The sequence below is a fragment of the Lysinibacillus sphaericus genome (genome assembly GCF_002982115.1).
GTDB lineage: Bacteria > Bacillota > Bacilli > Bacillales_A > Planococcaceae > Lysinibacillus > Lysinibacillus sphaericus.
The window spans coordinates 1,087,403-1,106,300 of the sequence record NZ_CP019980.1; the positions used below are offsets into that span (position 1 = coordinate 1,087,403).

Genomic DNA, 18,898 nt, shown 5'->3' on the forward strand with positions numbered 1-18,898 from the left:
GGAGCGAGATAAATGACTGGAAAAATTATTTTACCCCCACAACCTGGAACACCAAGCGATGTTGAGCGTATTAAAAGCGATAGTAATTACTTGCGTGGAACATTAGAAAGAACAATGAACGAACCTTTAAGTTCAGGTATTCCTGAAGATGATAATCGCTTAATGAAATTTCATGGCAGTTATTTACAGGATGATCGAGATTTAAGAAATGAACGGCAACGTCAAAAATTAGAGCCCGCGTATCAGTTTATGGTGCGTGTACGTACACCTGGTGGTGCGGCAACACCTGCACAGTGGCTTGTTATGGATGAGATGGCAAGAAAATATGGCAATGGATCATTAAAATTAACAACACGTCAGGCATTCCAAGTGCACGGGATTTTAAAATGGAATGTCAAAAAATATATGCAAGAAATAAATGAAGTACTTTTAGATTCTCTTGCTGCATGTGGGGATGTCAACCGTAATGTAATGTGTAATGTCAATCCCAATCAATCAGCATTACACGAGGAAATTTACAATTGGTCAGCAAAGTTAAGTGAGCATTTATTGCCAAGAACACGTGCCTATCACGAGTTATGGCTAGATGGCGAAAAAGTAGTGGATAGCCAAGAAGAAGAAATCGAGCCAATTTACGGTGCACAATATTTGCCTCGTAAATTTAAAATTGGTATTGCGATTCCACCGAGCAATGATGTCGATGTTTACTCACAAGATATTGGCTTTATTGCAATCGTTGAAGATGATGAGCTTGTAGGTTTTAACGTAGCAGTTGGTGGTGGTATGGGGATGACACATGGTGATCATGAAACGTATCCACAGCTTGCGCGTATGATTGGCTTTATAACACCTGATAAATTACTTGAGACGGCAGAGAAAATTATTACGATACAACGTGATTATGGTAATCGTTCAATTCGTAAAAATGCCCGTTTTAAATATACAATTGATGCACGTGGACTCGACTGGTTTAAAGCAGAATTACATCGTCGGCTAGGGTGGGAAATACAAGCGGAGCGTCCATTTACATTTGACCGAACGGGCGATGAATTTGGATGGATTAAAGGTGCAAATGGTAAATGGCATTATACGTTATTTATTCAAAATGGGCGCATTAAAGATTTTGAGGATTATGAGCTGTTAACAGGTTTACGAGAAATTGCCAAAGTGCATACCGGAGATTTCCGGTTAACACCAAATCAAAACTTAATGATTGGCAATGTATCGCAACAGCAAAAGGAAATCATTGCTGCGCTTATTGAGCAGTATAAGTTAACAGACGGGGCCCACTATTCAGCGCTGCGCCGAAATTCCATTGCTTGTGTGTCGTTGCCTACTTGCGGTTTAGCAATGGCAGAGGCAGAACGTTATTTGCCTTCACTCATTACGAAAATTGATACGATTATCGATGAAGCGGGTTTACATGATACGGAAATTGTTATTCGTATGTCGGGTTGCCCAAATGGGTGCTCACGCGCTGCAATGGGTGAAATCGGCTTTATCGGCAAAGGTCCAGGAAAATATAACATGTATCTTGGCGCAAGCTTTACAGGTAATCGTTTAAATAAAATTTATCGCGAAAATATTGGGGAAGAAGAAATTTTAGCCGAACTACGTCCAATTTTGCTGCACTATGCAAAAGATCGTTTAGAGGGCGAGCATTTCGGGGATTTTGTAATTCGTGCAGGTTATGTAACAGCCGTCTTTGATGGTCGAGAATTTCATAAGGAGTAAAAGGAGGGTGCCTAAAGGAGGGTGCCTGGCACGCAAACAATTCTGAATTCTATTGCTAAATATTCACGAAGGCTCCTGTGAAATAGCGCAAGATGTAAGCCGCAACAGGCCCGCGACAGCGAGTGTTGCGGCTTACGTGTGCCCTTGCAAACACTTTGGCGGTAAGAACTTCTGCCATAACGGATATGAACGACATAGCAAAAAGTGTTAGATTGAAGGTAGTCAATCTAACACTTTTCTTTTTTGTCCGAGCTTTTTAAATAGAATAATCTTCTGGGATAAATACTTTTAATTGCTTTGGTCGCACAAATACATTGTCACCTACGTTAAGATGAAGACTTAAAAATTGTTCTTTTGTCAGTTCTGCTTCTAAAAATTCATCCATGTCACAACGACGGAGTTCAATTTGGACAATCGGCCCAAGCAAATGAATATGGCTGATATGAGCGGGGACAGTGCCAGCCACCGCTGTTTTTTCAATTTGTATATCGTGTGGTCGCACATAGCCTACTGCATCTTCTTGTGTATGGGCATGCGTATCTGGCACATCAATGGCAAATTCTCCATGTGTCAACTTACCGTTATGTAAACGCCCTTTAAAGAGGTTAACATTACCTAAAAAATCATAAACAAATGGACTTTTAGGATGGGTGTACACTTCATCTGGACTTCCAATTTGCTCAATTTTACCGTTGTTCATCACGACGATACGATCTGCGACATCGAGTGCTTCTTCTTGGTCATGCGTAACAAAAATACTTGTAATATGAAAATCATCATGTAACTTCCGCAACCAACGCCGTAATTCCTTACGCACTTTTGCATCAAGTGCTCCAAATGGTTCATCTAGTAAAAGGACTTTAGGTTCCACAGCAAGTGCACGTGCAAGTGCAACCCGTTGACGTTGCCCACCAGATAGCTGTGTTGGATAGCGATCCGAAAAATTGTCTAGTTTAACAAGTCGCAGTAGGGTCATTACTTTATCGGTTATTTCTGCTTTGGATGGTCTTGTTTTACGTGGTCGTACTTTCAATCCATAGGCAACATTATCGAAGACCGTCATATGGCGAAAGAGCGCATAGTGTTGAAAGACAAAGCCTACGTTTCGTTCCTTCGGGTGACGATTAGTAATCGTTTGGCCGTCAAATAAGATTTCGCCGACATCCGATGCTTCAAGCCCTGCAATCACGCGCAGTAAAGACGTTTTACCAGAACCAGAAGGGCCAAGTAGTGCTACCAATTCACCAGATTGAATATCGATGGATACATCTTGTAAAGCTTGAAAAGAACCAAATTTCTTAGAAACATTTTGAATTTGAATGCTCACGCAAGAATACCTCCTTTAAATTGATTTCGATTTCCATGCAACAATATCTTTTATAACTAGCGTAATAATCGCTAACACACTCATCAATGAAGCAACAGCAAAAGCTGCTGAAAATTGGTATTCATTGTATAAAATTTCGATATGAAGCGGCATAGTATTCGTCATGCCTCGAATATGACCCGAGACGACAGAAACTGCCCCAAACTCACCAATGGCACGTGCATTACATAAAATCAAACCATAAAATAATCCCCATTTAATATTGGGTAATGTTACATACCAAAAGGTTTTAAAGCCATTTGCACCAAGAGAAATCGAAGCCTCTTCTTCAGCGTTCCCTTGTGCTTGCATTAACGGGACAAGCTCACGTGCAACAAAAGGCAATGTTACAAATATAGTCGCAAGCACAATGCCAGGTAAGGCAAAAACAATTTTAATATCATTAGCAAATAGCCAATCTCCAAATAGTCCTTGTGCACCAAATAGCAAGATAAATACTAAGCCTGCAATAACGGGCGATACAGCAAAAGGTAAGTCAATTACTGTTAATAATAAATTTTCACCTTTGTAATTGAATTTCGTTAATGCCCAAGCAGCCATAATGCCGAAAATGGCATTTAAAGGAACGGCAATGGCTACTACTGTTAAGGTCAACTGAATAGCAGCTAAAGCATCTGGATGTGCGATTGCTGCAAAGTAGACGTCTGCCCCTTTTTGAAAGGCCGTAATAAAAATCGATACGAGGGGAAGAACGATAAAAAATGCTAAAAATGCCAGTGCAATAAATGTTAATACATAACGAAAGAAGCGAGGCTCCTGTAAGGCAGCGGGCTTTGCTGCTACAATCCGTGTTTGTGGAGCCAAAGGTTCAATAATCGTAGACTGATCCATAAATACCTCCTAATGTATAAAGCGGCGATTTGCTAGCCATTGAATAAGATTAATCGTAAATAATAAGACAAAGGATGTAATCAGCATAACAGCGGCAATAGACGTGGCACCCGCATAGTCATATTGTTCAAGCTTTGTCATAATGATTAACGGTGTAATTTCTGTCTTCATCGGCATGTTACCAGCGATAAAGACAACTGAACCGTATTCCCCTAATGCACGTGCAAAGGCTAATGAAAAGCCAGTCAAAATGGCTGGTGCAAGTTCAGGGAAAATAATCTTACATACAGTTTGCAGACGTGTAGCCCCTAAACTTGCTGAGGCTTCTTCAACTTCTACACTAATATTTTGTAAAACAGGTTGCACAGTACGCACAACAAATGGAAGACCGATAAATGTTAGAGCAATTATAATACCGAGTGGTGTAAAGGCGATTTTAAAATTGAAAAACTGTCCAATCCAGCCATTTGGTGCATATAGCGATGTTAAAGCAATACCTGCTACTGCCGTAGGTAAAGCAAATGGTAAATCTACAAGACCGTCAATAATACGTTTAAACGGGAAGTGGTAGCGTACGAGTACCCAAGCGATAATGGTGCCAAACACAACGTTTACTAAACCAGCAGCAAGTGCAGTGCCAAAGCTTAACTTATAAGAGGCAATTGCTCGAGGGTCGGTGACAATTGCGGTAAACTCTGCCCAGCTTAACGACATTGTCTGAATGAAAATCATTGCTAAAGGTAAGAGCACAAGCAAGCTTACGTAGAGCATCGTATAACCAAGTGAAAGGTGGAAGCCGGGAATAACACGAGCCGGCTTCTTTTTAAATGTTAGGCTAGTCATCATATGCCTCCTTATTGTGGAACGTAAATTTCATCGAATGTACCACCATCTTTAAAATGTGTTGTCTGAGCTTCTGTCCAACCCCCAAAGTCTTCAATGGAAATAAGTTCAAGCTTAGGGAATTGCGCTTGGTATTTTGCTAATATATCTTCATTGCGTGGTCGATAGTAGTTTTTCGCAGCAATCTCTTGACCGATGTCACTATATAAATGTTGTAGGTATGCTTCTGCGACTTTACGCGTCCCTTTTTTATCAACAATTTTGTCAACGATTGCTACAGGAGGCTCTGCTAAAATACTTAAAGAAGGTGTAATAATTTCGAATGCATCTTTCCCTAATTCATTAAGTGATAAATAAGCTTCATTTTCCCAGGCAATTAACACATCACCAATTTTTCTTTCAACAAAAGTAGTCGTGGCGCCGCGAGCACCAGAATCAAGTACCTCTACATTGCGATACAAAGCCTTCATAAAATCTTTTATTTGCTTCTCGTCATTGTTATACAACTTCGCTGCATAGCCCCATGCGGCTAAGTAATTCCAACGGGCACCACCTGAAGTTTTTGGGTTTGGCGTTATGACTGAGACATCGTCTTTTACTAAATCATCCCAATCTTGAATCCCTTTTGGATTGCCTTTTCTTACTAAAAAAACAATGGTAGAAGTATAGGGTGTAGAATTATTTTCAAATTCTGTTTGCCAGTCTTTGTTTAGTAGACTACGAGCTTGGGCAATTTCATCAATATCGTAAGCAAGTGCTAATGTGACAACATCGGCTTCTTGACCATCAATAACCGCACGCCCTTGTTTACCCGAGCCACCATGTGATTGATGAATTTTTACTTCTTGACCTGTTTCGTTTTTCCACTTCGCGATAAAGTCTTGATTAAATTCATCGTAAAGCTCACGTGTTGGATCATAAGATACATTTAGTAACTCAACTGTTTTTTGTGTGTCTTGCGAAGTTGTATTGTTATCTTTGGACGTGCTATTACATCCTGTTAACATAATTGTTAACCCTGATAAGAGTACAATTGTTTGAAAAATAGTTTTTCTTTTGTTCATTGAAAATCTCTCCTTTTTCTTACAAAATGCAAAAGGACCATCTCTTCAACATGTATCAACACATGTTAAGGAGATGGCCTTCAGATAATCTGATCAGCATGTTTTGTTTTTTAGCTTAGTACCACATTAAACATATATTTCCTATTAGTCAACAAGGAATTGAAAAAATATTTAAAATTTTAGATAGGTTTTTCCCTAAGTCCAGTAACGAGTAGCAAAAGACTCTTTTTATGAATAAAATTATTTGTATATAACGATAGTGACAGTTTAAAGAGGTGCAAAATGAAATTCTTTAAATATGTTTATATTTTTACAAAACCTAGTTGACTACTAGGTGTAATTTAGTATATATTGGGTAATAAGAAAAGTGATTGTTGAATGAGGTAAAAGATTACTAGTTTACAATCATCATATATGCTGGCTAGTCAAACTAGAGGCGTTTTAACGAAGGTACAATGCATTATTGTATCTGTTGTTAAAACGCCTTTTTCTATATCCGAAAATGTTTCGAGGGGGATTTTATGTTAACGTATGCAACTTGGCAGGAGCCAACGACTAATTTTGAAGTGGATGAATCCTATAAGGGTGCACTTGAGGTGTTACGCTGGAGCTATGCACAATATGGCGATGAGATTGTATATGCGTGTAGCTTTGGTATTGAGGGAATTGTGTTGATTGATTTGATTTCAAAAGTAAAGCCAAATGCTACGATTGTTTTTTTAGACACAGATGTCCATTTCAAAGAAACGTATGACACGATTGAACGAGTAAAAGCAAACTATCCGCAGCTAACGATTATACTGCAAAAGCCTAAGCTGACACTTGAGGAGCAAAAGGCGCAATATGGCGATGAATTATGGAAGTCCAATCCTAATCAGTGCTGTGACATCCGAAAAATAAAGCCGTTACATGAGGCGTTATCAGGAGCAAAAGCTTGGATTTCAGGGTTGCGCAGAGAACAATCGCCAACTCGGCAACAGACAAATTTTATCAATCGTGATGACAAATTTAAATCCATTAAAATTTGCCCGCTTATTCATTGGTCATGGAAAGATATATGGCGTTATGTTTCCAAGCATAATTTAACGTACAATCCATTACACGATCAAGGCTATCCGAGTATTGGCTGTGAACACTGCACACAACCTGCATTTACGTTGGATGATTTACGTGCAGGTAGATGGCAAGGAACGGGTAAAACTGAATGTGGGTTACATGAATAGGGGCGTTTAAATCATGCTGGAATATATTGCAATAGCTATAAGTTTATTTTTTGCAATGAATATTGGGGCAAGTGGTGCAGCAGCATCCATGGGTGTTGCTTATGGGGCAGGCGCTATAAAAAAAGCATGGCACGCATTGTTAATTTGTGCGGTAGGGGTTTTGGCAGGCGCTATATTGGGTGGCGGTGAAGTTGTCAAGACTATCAGTTCAGGGATTATGCCACAACAGTATATTACTGTAAAAATCGTCATCATTATATTAATTTCTGCGACAAGTGCGTTGTTTCTTGCCAATTTGTTAGGCATTCCCTTATCGACGAGTGAAGTAACCGTCGGAGCGGTCGTAGGTGTAGGAATTGCCTACCGCGTGCTATATGTCAAATCATTGCTCGTGATTATGGCCTTTTGGGTAATCGTTCCTGTTATAGCGTTTGTCATTGCCTTTATAGTTGGCAAAGTACTGTATAAATTTCAAGGGAAGAGCTTTTTGAAAAACCACCCAATTTTAACAGTGCTACTCATATTTGCTGGATTTTTCGAAGCTTTTTCAGCAGGGATGAATAATGTTGCCAATGCAGTAGGCCCACTTGTTGGTGCTGGTATGATTACGGTGACAAAGGGTATTTGGCTAGGCGGTGCTTTTGTTGCACTAGGGGCGTTGTTGCTAGGAAGACGTGTACTTGAAACAAATGGCAAAAAGATAGTGCGTTTTGAAAAAGCTGAAGGCATTCTTATTTCAACTACAGGTGCCTTGCTTGTTGGTATTAGTTCATTGTTTGGCTTACCTGTACCATTAACGCAAGTAACTTCCTCTTCTATTATTGGTATCGGAATGGCGAAAAGCGGTAAACAAATTTTTCATAAACATATCGTAAAGAAAATCATGTGTATTTGGATTGTATCACCCATTTTTTCATTAGCGATTTCTTATAGTCTAATTCAGTTATTTATGGAGAAAGATTTATATGCCATCGTCATTATGGGGAGCGTTATAATCGGAACGCTTGGTGCTATTAGTTTAATGCGAACAATGCGTGAAGAAGAACGCTCAATATACGATGCAGGTGAAGGCATTTAAATAAAAAACATAGTATTTGAATAAAAATAGGGGGAATATTGAATGAGTTTACAACCACATGGCGGCACTTTAGTGCAAGCTTATAATCCACAAAAATCAGTAGTACATATTGAGAAGGAGATTGTTTTGGATACCATTGCGTTAAGTGATTTAGAATTAATCGCAATTGGAGGGTATAGCCCAATCGACGGTTTCTTAACTAAAGAAGATTATGAATCTGTTGTTGAACATACAAGGTTGGCCTCTGGCATTGTTTGGAGTATACCGATCACACTGCCTGTTGATCAGGCCGTAGCAGCAACTTTACAACCAGGTGATGAAGCAAAATTAATCTATGGTAATGATGTCTATGGTGTGATTCATATCGAGGATATATATGAACCAGATAAGCAAAAAGAGGCACTACTTATTTACGGTACACAAGACTTAGCCCATCCTGGAGTGAAAAAGTTACATGAACGGCAGGGGATATATGTTGGTGGTCAAATTACGTTAATTAAACGTCTAGAGCAAATATTCCCTACGTATTCATTTGATCCAACAGAAACAAGGCAGTTGTTTAAAGACAAAGGGTGGCAAACAATTGTGGGCTTTCAAACGCGTAATCCTGTTCACCGTGCGCATGAATATATTCAAAAGGCGGCATTAGAAACAATTGATGGCTTATTTTTAAATCCATTAGTCGGTGAAACGAAGTCGGATGATGTATCTGCCGCTATACGTATGGAGAGTTATGAAGTGCTTTTGGAAAATTACTATCCTCAAAGTCGTGTGCAATTAGGTGTGTTCCCAGCGGCTATGCGCTATGCAGGGCCTAAGGAAGCCATTTTCCATGCACTAGTGCGGAAAAATTACGGCTGTACCCATTTTATTGTTGGACGTGACCATGCAGGTGTAGGGGACTATTATGGCACATATGATGCGCAAAAAATCTTTGAACAATTTACCGAAGATGAACTTGGGATTGTGCCTTTAAAGTTTGAACATAGTTTTTATTGCACTCGATGTGAAGGCATGGCAACTACAAAAACTTGCCCGCATGATAGTGCATCACATGTAATTTTATCAGGAACGAAAGTCCGGGAAATGCTCCGTAATGGAGAAGTGCCTCCAAGTACATTTAGCCGTAAAGAGGTTGTCGATGTACTAATAAAAGGCATGCGTAAGGAGGTATTAAAATGAGTTCTAATATCGTATGGCATGAAGCTTCTATTACGAAAACAGAGCGTCGCACGCAAAACAAACATCACAGCTTTATTTTATGGTTTACAGGATTATCGGCATCAGGAAAATCTTCCGTAGCAAATGCGTTTGCACGTACATTATTTGAGCGAGGTAATCAGGCGTTCGTATTAGATGGTGATAATGTAAGACATGGCTTAAATAATGATTTAGGCTTTGACGAAGTGAGCCGTAAGGAAAATATACGACGTATCGGAGAAGTTTCTAAGCTTTTTGTGGAGAGTGGTCAAATTGTACTCACAGCCTTTATTTCACCTTATCGACAAGATCGTCAAGTCGTTCGACAGCTAGTGGAAGAGGGGGAATTTTTAGAAGTGTATGTGAAATGCTCCGTAGAAACATGTGAACAACGCGATCCAAAAGGTCTATATAAAAAAGCGCGCAATGCGGAAATTGCTAATTTTACAGGTATTAGTGCGCCTTATGAAGAACCTGAACATCCCGAATTTATTTTGGATACTGAACGCTATTCTATTGAGGACTGTGTAGAGCAGTTAACATCGTTTCTAACGGATAAAGGCTATATTTAAAGCGTGCCAGTCACTCAAACAATTTCAATGTTTGCCCTAGAGCAATGTCAACCACCGTAACAGACAAAGATATAGCAAAAAAGTGTTAGATTGATTGTAGTCAATCTAACACTTTTTCATTTTTGTCTCAACTTTGGTTATTTGATACCTTGTTCTTTTTTCATTTTCTCAATTTCTGGTCCTAGTTCATCACGTACGGTTCCTTTCCATGGCTTAACACCTGCTATGTAGGAGGAACGAGTCATAATATGTCCTCCGACAGGTCCAGTTATGAATAGAAACAAAATACCTAATAAAATACGTGGGTTAAAATGATCCTCGATCAGCCAAAAATAAAAGAATACACCTACCAACACACACATAACACCAAGTGTGGCACTTTTAGATGCGGCATGTGCCCGTGTGTACAAATCAGGTAATCGAATCAGCCCAATAGCTGTTACAACGATAAATAGTACACCAATCGAAATAAATAAAATAACTAATGTATTAGCGAGAATTGTCACGTTTAATGATATCTCCTTTCTCTATAAATTTAGAGAAAGCAACAGTACCGATGAATGATAATATCGCTAATAATAAAACAATTTCTAGGAAGAAGCTTGTTTCCACTAAAACTGAAAATAACGCGATTAAAGAAATAAGTGATACACCTAAGGAATCAAGTGCTACGACACGATCTGATGCAGAGGGTCCTTTCACCATACGGTAAATCACTGCAATCATCGATAAGCAAATCACTACGATCGCTGCAATAATAAACGTCATCATGATTTACTCACCTCCAAAATAGCTTTTTCAAAAGAGTCTCGAATGGATGCAATGGCATCATCTACATCACTAATATCAATAGCATGGACAAACAATGTTTTAGCATCATCTGAAACATGCACTACAACAGTCCCAGGAGTTAATGTAATGAGACTTGATAGTAATGTAATTTCCCAGTCTTCTTTCAATACAGTTGGGTAAGCAAAGAAGGCAGGTTGCATGTCCAGTTTGGGCTTTAATACAACTTTCAATACTTGAATATTGGCTAATATTAATTCCTTGAAAAAGAGAACAGTGAGTTTAATAATTGCCCATACTCGAAATAAATAGAGACGTGTAAAGAAAAATCTTCTCATAATGACGAGCAATACAATACCAAGGATGAAGCCTACTATAAAGCCTGTTGCTGTGTAATTAGATGAAAGGAACATCCAAACGAAGGCAAGAGCAAAATTTAAAATAATTTGAAATGCCATAGCTCTAATCCCCCTTCATTACAGCATCTATATAAATAGATGGGTCATTTAAAAGTTTTGCAGCATCATTCATAAATGGTGTCATCCATTCCGAACCAACACCATAGGCAACGGTAATAAGCACTAATAGGACAGTCGGCACAAAAAGTGTAGTATAGACTTTTTTATCGACAGTTCCCTTAGTTTCCTTTTCCTCTCCCCAGAAGGCATATAGGAAAATACGAATAACCGACAGTAGGACAAGTAAAGAGGAGGCTAAAATAAAGATACTACTCCACATACTGCCAGCATCAAAGCCCCCCTGCACAATTAAAAGCTTTCCAACGAAACCACTAAGTGGAGGAATCCCAGCTAAACCAAAGGCAGCAATTAAATAGAACCATCCAAGAGCAGGATATGTTTTCATAAGACCGCCCATTTTACGTAAATCTGATGTACCGGTAATGTAGATGACAATACCAATTAACATAAAGAGGGCTGCTTTTATAAGCATGTCATGTATTAAATAGAACATTGCGCCCTTTAGCGCCATTTCATTCATTTGGGAAACACCAAACAAAATGACACCTACTGCAATCACGATGTTGTAAATAATAATGAGCTTGACATCGAAATAGGCTAGTGCCCCGATACAGCCAGCAATAATTGTTCCAATGGCTAGCACCATTAGTAAATCATGTGTATACGATAAATCGTGTACAAAAAATAATGTGTATGTGCGCGTAATCGCATAAACGCCAACTTTAGTAAGCAGTGCACCGAAAAGTGTTAACACAGGAATAGGTGCAGCAGCATAAGAAGTTGGAAGCCAGAAGTAAAGTGGGAATATGGCTGCTTTTAGTCCAAAAACCATTAAAAACAAAACAGCAATTACGGTTATAATACCTGGCTGATGAATATCGCTAATCTTTACTGCGATGTCTGCCATATTTAGTGTACCCACAACCGAGTAAAGGTAGGCTACCGTAATAACAAACAAAGCAGAAGAAATAACATTAATTAAAATATATTTAATGGAGCCTTTCAGTTGTCCTTTTTCTCCACCTAGCACAATGAGTAAATACGACGCCATTAAGAGTACTTCAAAGAATACAAATAAGTTGAAAATATCTCCTGTCGTAAAGGCACCATTTACACCAGTTAAAATAAACATCATACCAGGGTAATAGAAAAAGCGTTCACGCTCTTTTGTAATAGAGCCAAAGCCGTACCAGACAACAAAAAATGCAATGAGTAATGATGTAGTTACTAACAGTGCTGACATCATATCAGAAACCATTGTAATACCGTATGGTACTGGCCAATTGCCAAACGTGACTTTCTGAATGCCATCATTTTTAACTTTTAGTAAGAGCGAAACGGCTGAAACAAAAGCAAGTAGGATGCCCAGTAAAGCAAACGAACGCTGGTATTTTAAATTTTTTTGCCCAAACATTAAAATCATACCGAAGAAGAACGGAATGATAATCGGCAGTAAAAGGAAGTTATTCATCCTCATCACTTCCTCTCATTAAGCTAATATCATCTGTCTCAAGCTCTTGATAGGAGCGATAGGCAAGTACTAGGAAGAAAGCCGTTACCCCGAAGCTAATAACAATCGCAGTTAAAATCAATGCCTGCGGTAAAGGATCAGCAAACGTTTTGGCTCCTTCTTTTAAAACAGGGGGTGCCTCACCTGTTAATCCACCCATTGTTAAAATAAGTAAATGGGCACCATGGCTTAAAAGTCCCGTACCAATAATAATGCGTAATAAGCTTTTCGATAATATTAAATAAACCGCTGCCATAAACAGAAAGCCAATGACAAACGCCATAATTATTTCCATTATTCATCCTCTCCAATCGTTTGAATAATGGTCATCGTAACGCCAACAACAACCAAGTAAACACCGCTGTCAAACAGCATTGCTGTGTGCAAAGACTGCTTACCTAGAAGCGGCAATTCGAAATAATCAAAGAAATGTGTAAAAAATGGTTTTCCTAAAAACATCGGGAATGCGGCTGTCGCAAATGCCAATAATAAGCCCGTAGCCGTTAAATACGTGTAGTTTATCGGTAAAACATTTCGCACTGTATTTAAATCAAAGGCAAGGACTAACAGTACAATGGCACTGGATGTTAAAAGCCCCCCGACAAAGCCGCCACCGGGTGTATAATGACCAGCTAGGAAGATATGAATGGAGAAGAAGAAAATAATGAAGAATACAATTTTAGCTGTAAATTGTATAATCACATCATTTGTTTTCATGTGGTTTCTCCTTTCTATTCATACGCAGCTTAATCATTGCTAAAATTGCCATACCTGCAATACCTAATACTGTAATTTCAAATAATGTATCAAAGCCACGATAGTCTACTAAAATCACATTGACAATATTACCGCCACCCGCTTTAGAATAAACGGTTTCTTCATAATATTTTGAGATGGTCGGCACAAGTTTTTGCGAATGTGCAGATAATGCGATAAGTGTCACCATCACACCAACTGCGATTGAAATAATCGCCCGATTTAATTGAAAGCGCATGCGTTCTTCGCGCTTGCCAAGCTTCGGAAGATGATAAAACGCCAATAAAAATAACGCAACCGAAATGGTTTCAATAACTAGTTGAGTTAACGCTAAATCAGGTGCATTAAAAATAACAAAGAATAATGCAACAGTATAACCGACAGAGCCTAGTCCAATAATTGCTGTCAGTCGTGATTTTGCAAAAATTGTGATCGCTGTTCCAATCATTAACACGACAATTAAAATTAGTTCGTATGAGCGAATTGGTGCTGTACCTTCAAAAGATAGTGAAAAGGCATCTTTTACAAATAAGGTTCCAATTGAAATCGCTGTGATGCCACTAAACATATACAGTAGATAGTGACGCATTGACCCTGTCATATAAAGACGTGATACACGATTTAACCCTACATCTAAAGCAAGCATCATTTGGTCATAGGCATTATTGAACGTAAGAGCACGCGGGAATAGCTTGTAGATGCCTTGCCATTTAGGTAAGGCAACAAATAATAAGACACCTATAATAACAATGCCTATTGTCATAACTAATTCTGGTGTAATTTCGCCATGCCAAGCTGACACGTGAATGTTGATATCTTCAGGTGCATTATATAAAAACGGCTGAATAGCTTGTACAGCCGGCTTCACAAACGTATCACCAATAAGATTCGGAATGAAGAAAATAATCACCACTAATGATGCTAAAATCATCGGCGATATAAGCATGCCTATCGGAGCTTCGTGTGGTTTATGAGCGTAAAGTTCTGGTTTATATTTTCCTGTAAATGTTCTACAAACAAAGTAAAAGCTATAAATAAACGTAAAAATACTCGCAATCCAAGCAACAATTGGGAACAGCACGCCCCATGTATCAAAGCCGAAAAATTCGAAATTCTGAAGTGATAACATAGCTGTTAAAAACATTTCCTTACTTAGGAAGCCATTAAATGGTGGTAATCCTGCCATTGAAAAACTACCGATCGCCGCAACCGTAAAACTAAGAGGCATGATGCTCATTAATCCGCCAAGTCTACGTATATCGCGTGTACCTGTTTCATGATCGATAATCCCAGCAATCATAAATAAGCTACCTTTAAATGTTGCATGGTTAATCAAGTGGAAAATGGCTGCAAAAGCTGCATATTTAAACATTGAATCTGCTGCTCCATTTACATGAAATGCAACTGCACCAGCTCCTAGTAATGACATAATTAGCCCAAGCTGACTGACAGTAGAAAAGGCAAGAATACCTTTTAAATCGGTTTGCTTTACTGCAAAGAACGAACCCCAGAAGAGCGTTAGCAGACCAACTCCTGTAACAAGCCAAATCCAAAGTTCAGAAGCTGCAAAAATCGGTGTAAAGCGAGCAACTAAGTAAATACCTGCTTTTACCATTGTTGCAGAGTGAAGATATGCGCTGACAGGTGTCGGAGCCTCCATTGCATCCGGTAACCAAATATAAAATGGGAATTGTGCAGATTTCGTAAACGCCCCAAACAGCAATAATATAAGGGCCCAAATGAATAACGGATGTTGCACTAAGTTTGGTGCCATTGCAATAAGTTCACGGATTGAATATGTTCCACCCATTAAATAAAGAAGGATAAATCCTCCTAACATCATTAAGCCGCCAAAAACGGTAATCATCATCGATTTTAGTGCACCGAAGCGAGAAGCATCGCGTGTGTACCAATAACCAATCAATAGGAACGATGAAATAGATGTTAATTCCCAGAAAAAGTACAAAGTAATTAAATGGTCTGATTGTACAACACCGAGCATAGCGGACATAAATAGTAATAAGTAAACATAAAAATTATGTAGTTTTTCTTTATGTTTATCTAAGTAGAAAATGGAGTAAAGCACAACAAGTGAGCCAATTCCAGTAATTAGTAATGAAAATAATAAACTAAGTCCGTCTAAATAAGATACAACAGAAATATCAAGTGATGGTATCCATGGAATCCCATCATAAAATACTTCGCCTTTTGCAACTCTCGCTATATAAGTAGCATAAATCACGGCGAGTGTAGCAGGTACTGCAAGAACAAACCAGCCTGTGTGAATATTTTTAATGCTTTTATATATAAAAGGCACAAAAATTGCAGCAAGCATCGGGATGAAAATATAGAGTACTTGTAACAAAAAAATCCTCCTTTATGCAGGTAAGTGTAATAATTATAACGTACTTTTGTAGGGAATGCATATCGACTCGTAGGATTTAGCTTGGATACAAGGAGAATTTTAGCTATATTATAAATAGGAAGTTATCAAAAAAAACAGAGGAAAAAAATTTTTTATGAGGAACCCTTACATATATGGTTATTTACCATTAATTACAATTTTATTATTTAGTTTAACGTTCGGCATGTATGCCGTAGGTGAAGCATTACAGTTGTTTCAAGCAATCGGTGTTTATTCTGGAATGCGAGAATTTTTATCAGATTTTGAATTACGTGTATTGTTACTCATTGTGTTTGCGCTTATCTTTTTTATGGCTTTTTCAGCACTCAAACTAGTTGGTGAAACAATTCATGAACTAGGAATGTTGTTTTTTTCGAAGGACAATGAAGGGGCTGCTGTGAGTCAAGCACGTGGAGGCTACGTCATTTTATTTATTGGTGCAATGTGTTCTGCCTTTGCAATTCAATCTATCTATGTATTGGCAGGTATTTTTGTATTAACGGTCTTTATATATTTTATTTATCGTATTTATAAAATGAGCCTTTATATGTCTATGGGTGGAACAATTGGATTACTTATATTTGAGCTTTTCATGTGGACATTATTATTCTCGTTATTAGTTTATGTCATTTTAAAATTGTACAACGGCGTACTAGCAAGTCTCCCATTTGCCAAATAAAGTGCCAGTCACCCAAACAATTCTGAATTTTTTCTAAGTAAAAACCCACTTTGACTCCTGCGAAGGCTGATAATGTGCCTGCAGAAAACGAAGTGGGTTTTTTATGCTAGTGCCAGTCACCGAAACAATTCACCGAAACAATTGGCGCTGATACACTAATAGAAAATTACTCTAGTAAAACATTAAAGAGTTTGTGATGAATTTTGTACGCTTCTAGTTTTTCCATTGGCTGTGGTTTATCATAGCCAAGCCACACGGCAGCAGTATATTGGTCATTTAAACCAGCTAGCCAATAATCACGGTAATCATTTGTCGTACCTGTTTTAGCCCCAACATAGCTACTATTGCTATAAACCCCTTGCCCCGTACCATTTGAGACAACTTCTGCAAGCAGCCCACGCATATATTTTACGGTTTTAGGCGACCAAATCTGGTCACGTGCCTTGTCCCAACTATATAGCTCAGTGCCATCATTAGCTGTTACTTTTCGAATACTGTGGGCTAGCACATAAGAGCCATCGATAAAGCTTGTATAGGCATCTGCAAGTTCAAGAGCAGTGACGCCATATGTTAATCCACCTAATGAAGCAGCGTAAGTATGATCCTTTGCCACCATAGAACGGAAATGGAAGCGATCAAGATAACTGAAAGCTGTATCTACCCCCACAGCGTTAAAAATGCGAAGAGCGGACGTATTGTAACTATTCCGGAATGCTGTATGAATTGTCACATCACCGTAGTTATATCCTCCATAATTTTGAGGACAAAAAGAACCGACACAATAGCGCCCACCATTGACAATGGAGTCTGGCGTATGAGTTGTTGTTTCAAAATAGGGTGCATAGACAGCAAGTGGCTTAAAGGCTGACCCTGGCTGTCGCGGACCTTGATAGGCTCGATGATAATCAAACTTTTCGTAATTTTTTCCAGCATAGAGGCTGACGACTTCACGAGATGAATTGTTAATAACAGCACCCGCCGCCTGTAATTGGCCATTGCCTAAAATAGCAGTTATGCGCTCTTCATCATGATTCTGTTTAGTTGGATCCAGTGCAGTATAAATAGTTAAACCATTCTGATATAAAGTATTAAGTCGATTGTCTAGTTGTGCTTGAATAGTTTTCTTTTCTTCTTCACTTTGCGTGTTGAGCAGTCGATCTGTATAGCCTTCCTTCTCGGCTACTAGCCAGCGTAACTCTTGAAGAACGTAAGTACTATACATCGGATAGCTTTGTACCTTGTTCTTAACATTTAAAGTGATTGGTTCTGCTTTAAACGTCATTGCATCTTCTTTTGTAATAACACCACTTGTCGCGAGTGTATCAAGTAGACGTTCTTGTCTTGCCTTGGTATCATCAAAATGTTTTAAAGGGTTATAAAGAGAAGGATTGTTAGGGATAGCTGAAATAAACGCTATCTGTGCAATCGATAATTCTTGGATAGGTTTTTGAAAATAATAGCTTGCTGCACTACCTATTCCATAAACTTGATTGCTAAAATAGGATTCATTTAAATACATCGTTAAAATGGCATCTTTATCGTATTTCTTTTCAAGTTCATAGGCATAAAATAGCTCTGTTAGTTTTCTTTCGTATGTTTTTTCATCAGATAAATAACGCATACGAACAAGCTGTTGGGTAATGGTACTGCCTCCTTGTGAAGCTGAATTGGTGTTTGAGTTAGCAACCACCGCGCGTAGGATAGCGCTAAGATCGAAGCCGACATGATTATAAAAGTCTGCATCCTCACTAGCAATAAAAATTTCCTGGGCAATTTGTGGAATTTCTTGTAAAGTTAAAGGTTGTCGCCATTCGACATATTCCTCACTAAAGGTTTGGCCGTTCTGATCAACTAATGTGACAGGAAGCTGTACCTGTACTTCGGGAACCTCAATTTTCTTCTGAATTTGTTGTTCGTGGGCTTGTGCTGTACTCAGCTCTGCTCGTATATTTGTACCAATCCACCAAATGGTAGGTAAACATAGCGTTACAATAATAAAACCAAAAACTTTTTTCATATATGCCTCCAACTTTGAAAATAAGTCTTTCATCAGAATAGCATATTTTGGATGTATTCCAAATACTCGTTCAGACCTATTTACACAATACTAAATTACAAAATAAGAATTGCCTTGAGGTCGTCAGTCATTCCAACATGATTTTGGGTTATACTACCATTGTTACTACACAGAAGTTTCTAGATTTTCACAAACATAATTGACTAAACGATTGTAAAATTGCAAAATTCGTCAATACTTTGATGGAGAAAACAGCTAGGAAGTATGTTAGACTAATATGAGGTCAGAAATGATAAGGTATAATCATTTTCGTTGAAACTGAAATTTACATT

The 18,898-nt window shown here is 38.5% G+C and carries 18 protein-coding genes; 6 read left to right on the plus strand and 12 right to left on the minus strand.

Translation table 11 applies throughout. The features are described from left to right. Positions 1-12: 12 nt before the first annotated feature. Positions 13-1,734, plus strand: a complete 1,722-nt coding sequence (gene cysI / locus LS41612_RS05395; protein ID WP_024364858.1) for an assimilatory sulfite reductase (NADPH) hemoprotein subunit — start codon at positions 13-15, stop codon at positions 1,732-1,734. Between the two features lie 256 nt (positions 1,735-1,990). On the opposite strand, the gene LS41612_RS05400 is transcribed toward cysI, so the two are convergent. Genes LS41612_RS05400 through LS41612_RS05415 form a run of 4 tightly spaced genes read right to left on the minus strand, consistent with a single transcriptional unit; the run spans position 1,991 to position 5,859 of the window. After that, positions 1,991-3,061 (minus strand): sulfate/molybdate ABC transporter ATP-binding protein, encoded by a 1,071-nt coding sequence (locus tag LS41612_RS05400; RefSeq protein ID WP_024364859.1) that lies wholly within the window; start codon positions 3,059-3,061, stop codon positions 1,991-1,993. Between the two features lie 15 nt (positions 3,062-3,076). Next, a complete protein-coding gene (cysW, locus tag LS41612_RS05405) occupies positions 3,077-3,952 on the minus strand; it encodes a sulfate ABC transporter permease subunit CysW (protein ID WP_024364860.1) in 876 nt (291 codons plus the stop codon). Between the two features lie 9 nt (positions 3,953-3,961). Continuing rightward, positions 3,962-4,795, minus strand: coding sequence for a sulfate ABC transporter permease subunit CysT (gene cysT / locus LS41612_RS05410; protein WP_024364861.1), 834 nt, complete (start codon positions 4,793-4,795; stop codon positions 3,962-3,964). Positions 4,796-4,806: 11 nt separating this feature from the next. Then, the gene (locus tag LS41612_RS05415) at positions 4,807-5,859 is read right to left on the minus strand and encodes a sulfate ABC transporter substrate-binding protein (RefSeq protein ID WP_024364862.1); all 1,053 of its coding nucleotides are present in this window, start codon (positions 5,857-5,859) and stop codon (positions 4,807-4,809) included. Between the two features lie 521 nt (positions 5,860-6,380). On the opposite strand from LS41612_RS05415, the gene LS41612_RS05420 reads away from it, so the two are divergent. Genes LS41612_RS05420 through cysC form a run of 4 tightly spaced genes read left to right on the plus strand, consistent with a single transcriptional unit; the run spans position 6,381 to position 9,932 of the window. Beyond that, the gene (locus tag LS41612_RS05420; protein WP_024364863.1) at positions 6,381-7,082 is read left to right on the plus strand and encodes a phosphoadenylyl-sulfate reductase; all 702 of its coding nucleotides are present in this window, start codon (positions 6,381-6,383) and stop codon (positions 7,080-7,082) included. Positions 7,083-7,098: 16 nt separating this feature from the next. Continuing rightward, positions 7,099-8,160 carry a sulfate permease gene (cysP, locus tag LS41612_RS05425; RefSeq protein WP_024364864.1) on the plus strand — a complete coding sequence of 354 codons (1,062 nt, stop codon included), beginning with the start codon at positions 7,099-7,101 and terminating at the stop codon, positions 8,158-8,160. A 42-nt stretch (positions 8,161-8,202) separates the two neighbouring features. Next, on the plus strand, positions 8,203-9,342 hold the full coding sequence (gene sat / locus LS41612_RS05430) for a sulfate adenylyltransferase (RefSeq protein ID WP_024364865.1): 1,140 nt from the start codon (positions 8,203-8,205) through the stop codon (positions 9,340-9,342). Then, on the plus strand, positions 9,339-9,932 hold the full coding sequence (gene cysC, locus LS41612_RS05435; RefSeq protein WP_024364866.1) for an adenylyl-sulfate kinase: 594 nt from the start codon (positions 9,339-9,341) through the stop codon (positions 9,930-9,932). The genes sat and cysC overlap by 4 nt, the downstream gene beginning before the upstream one ends. Before the next feature lie 137 nt (positions 9,933-10,069). Here cysC and mnhG read toward each other — a convergent pair whose 3' ends face one another. Genes mnhG through LS41612_RS05470 form a run of 7 tightly spaced genes read right to left on the minus strand, consistent with a single transcriptional unit; the run spans position 10,070 to position 15,831 of the window. Next, positions 10,070-10,438 (minus strand): monovalent cation/H(+) antiporter subunit G, encoded by a 369-nt coding sequence (gene mnhG / locus LS41612_RS05440; RefSeq protein ID WP_024364867.1) that lies wholly within the window; start codon positions 10,436-10,438, stop codon positions 10,070-10,072. Further along, positions 10,422-10,703 carry a Na(+)/H(+) antiporter subunit F1 gene (locus tag LS41612_RS05445; RefSeq protein ID WP_024364868.1) on the minus strand — a complete coding sequence of 94 codons (282 nt, stop codon included), beginning with the start codon at positions 10,701-10,703 and terminating at the stop codon, positions 10,422-10,424. Before LS41612_RS05445 ends, mnhG begins: the two co-directional genes overlap by 17 nt. Beyond that, positions 10,700-11,179: a Na+/H+ antiporter subunit E gene (locus tag LS41612_RS05450; protein ID WP_024364869.1), complete on the minus strand. Its 480-nt coding sequence runs from the start codon at positions 11,177-11,179 to the stop codon at positions 10,700-10,702. The genes LS41612_RS05445 and LS41612_RS05450 overlap by 4 nt, the downstream gene beginning before the upstream one ends. Positions 11,180-11,183: 4 nt before the next feature. Continuing rightward, a complete protein-coding gene (locus tag LS41612_RS05455; protein WP_024364870.1) occupies positions 11,184-12,671 on the minus strand; it encodes a Na+/H+ antiporter subunit D in 1,488 nt (495 codons plus the stop codon). Next, entirely contained in the window at positions 12,664-13,005 is a 342-nt protein-coding gene (locus LS41612_RS05460) for a Na(+)/H(+) antiporter subunit C (RefSeq protein ID WP_024364871.1), read from the minus strand. The genes LS41612_RS05455 and LS41612_RS05460 overlap by 8 nt, the downstream gene beginning before the upstream one ends. Further along, a complete protein-coding gene (locus tag LS41612_RS05465; RefSeq protein WP_024364872.1) occupies positions 13,005-13,427 on the minus strand; it encodes a Na(+)/H(+) antiporter subunit B in 423 nt (140 codons plus the stop codon). Before LS41612_RS05465 ends, LS41612_RS05460 begins: the two co-directional genes overlap by 1 nt. Continuing rightward, on the minus strand, positions 13,414-15,831 hold the full coding sequence (locus LS41612_RS05470; RefSeq protein WP_024364873.1) for a Na+/H+ antiporter subunit A: 2,418 nt from the start codon (positions 15,829-15,831) through the stop codon (positions 13,414-13,416). Before LS41612_RS05470 ends, LS41612_RS05465 begins: the two co-directional genes overlap by 14 nt. Positions 15,832-15,985: 154 nt before the next feature. Here LS41612_RS05470 and LS41612_RS05475 point away from each other — a divergent pair, with 154 nt between their 5' ends. Next, on the plus strand, positions 15,986-16,549 hold the full coding sequence (locus LS41612_RS05475) for a DUF5366 family protein (protein WP_024364874.1): 564 nt from the start codon (positions 15,986-15,988) through the stop codon (positions 16,547-16,549). Positions 16,550-16,715: 166 nt separating this feature from the next. On the opposite strand, the gene LS41612_RS05480 is transcribed toward LS41612_RS05475, so the two are convergent. Continuing rightward, the gene (locus LS41612_RS05480) at positions 16,716-18,566 is read right to left on the minus strand and encodes a transglycosylase domain-containing protein (protein ID WP_024364875.1); all 1,851 of its coding nucleotides are present in this window, start codon (positions 18,564-18,566) and stop codon (positions 16,716-16,718) included. Positions 18,567-18,898: the final 332 nt, after the last annotated feature.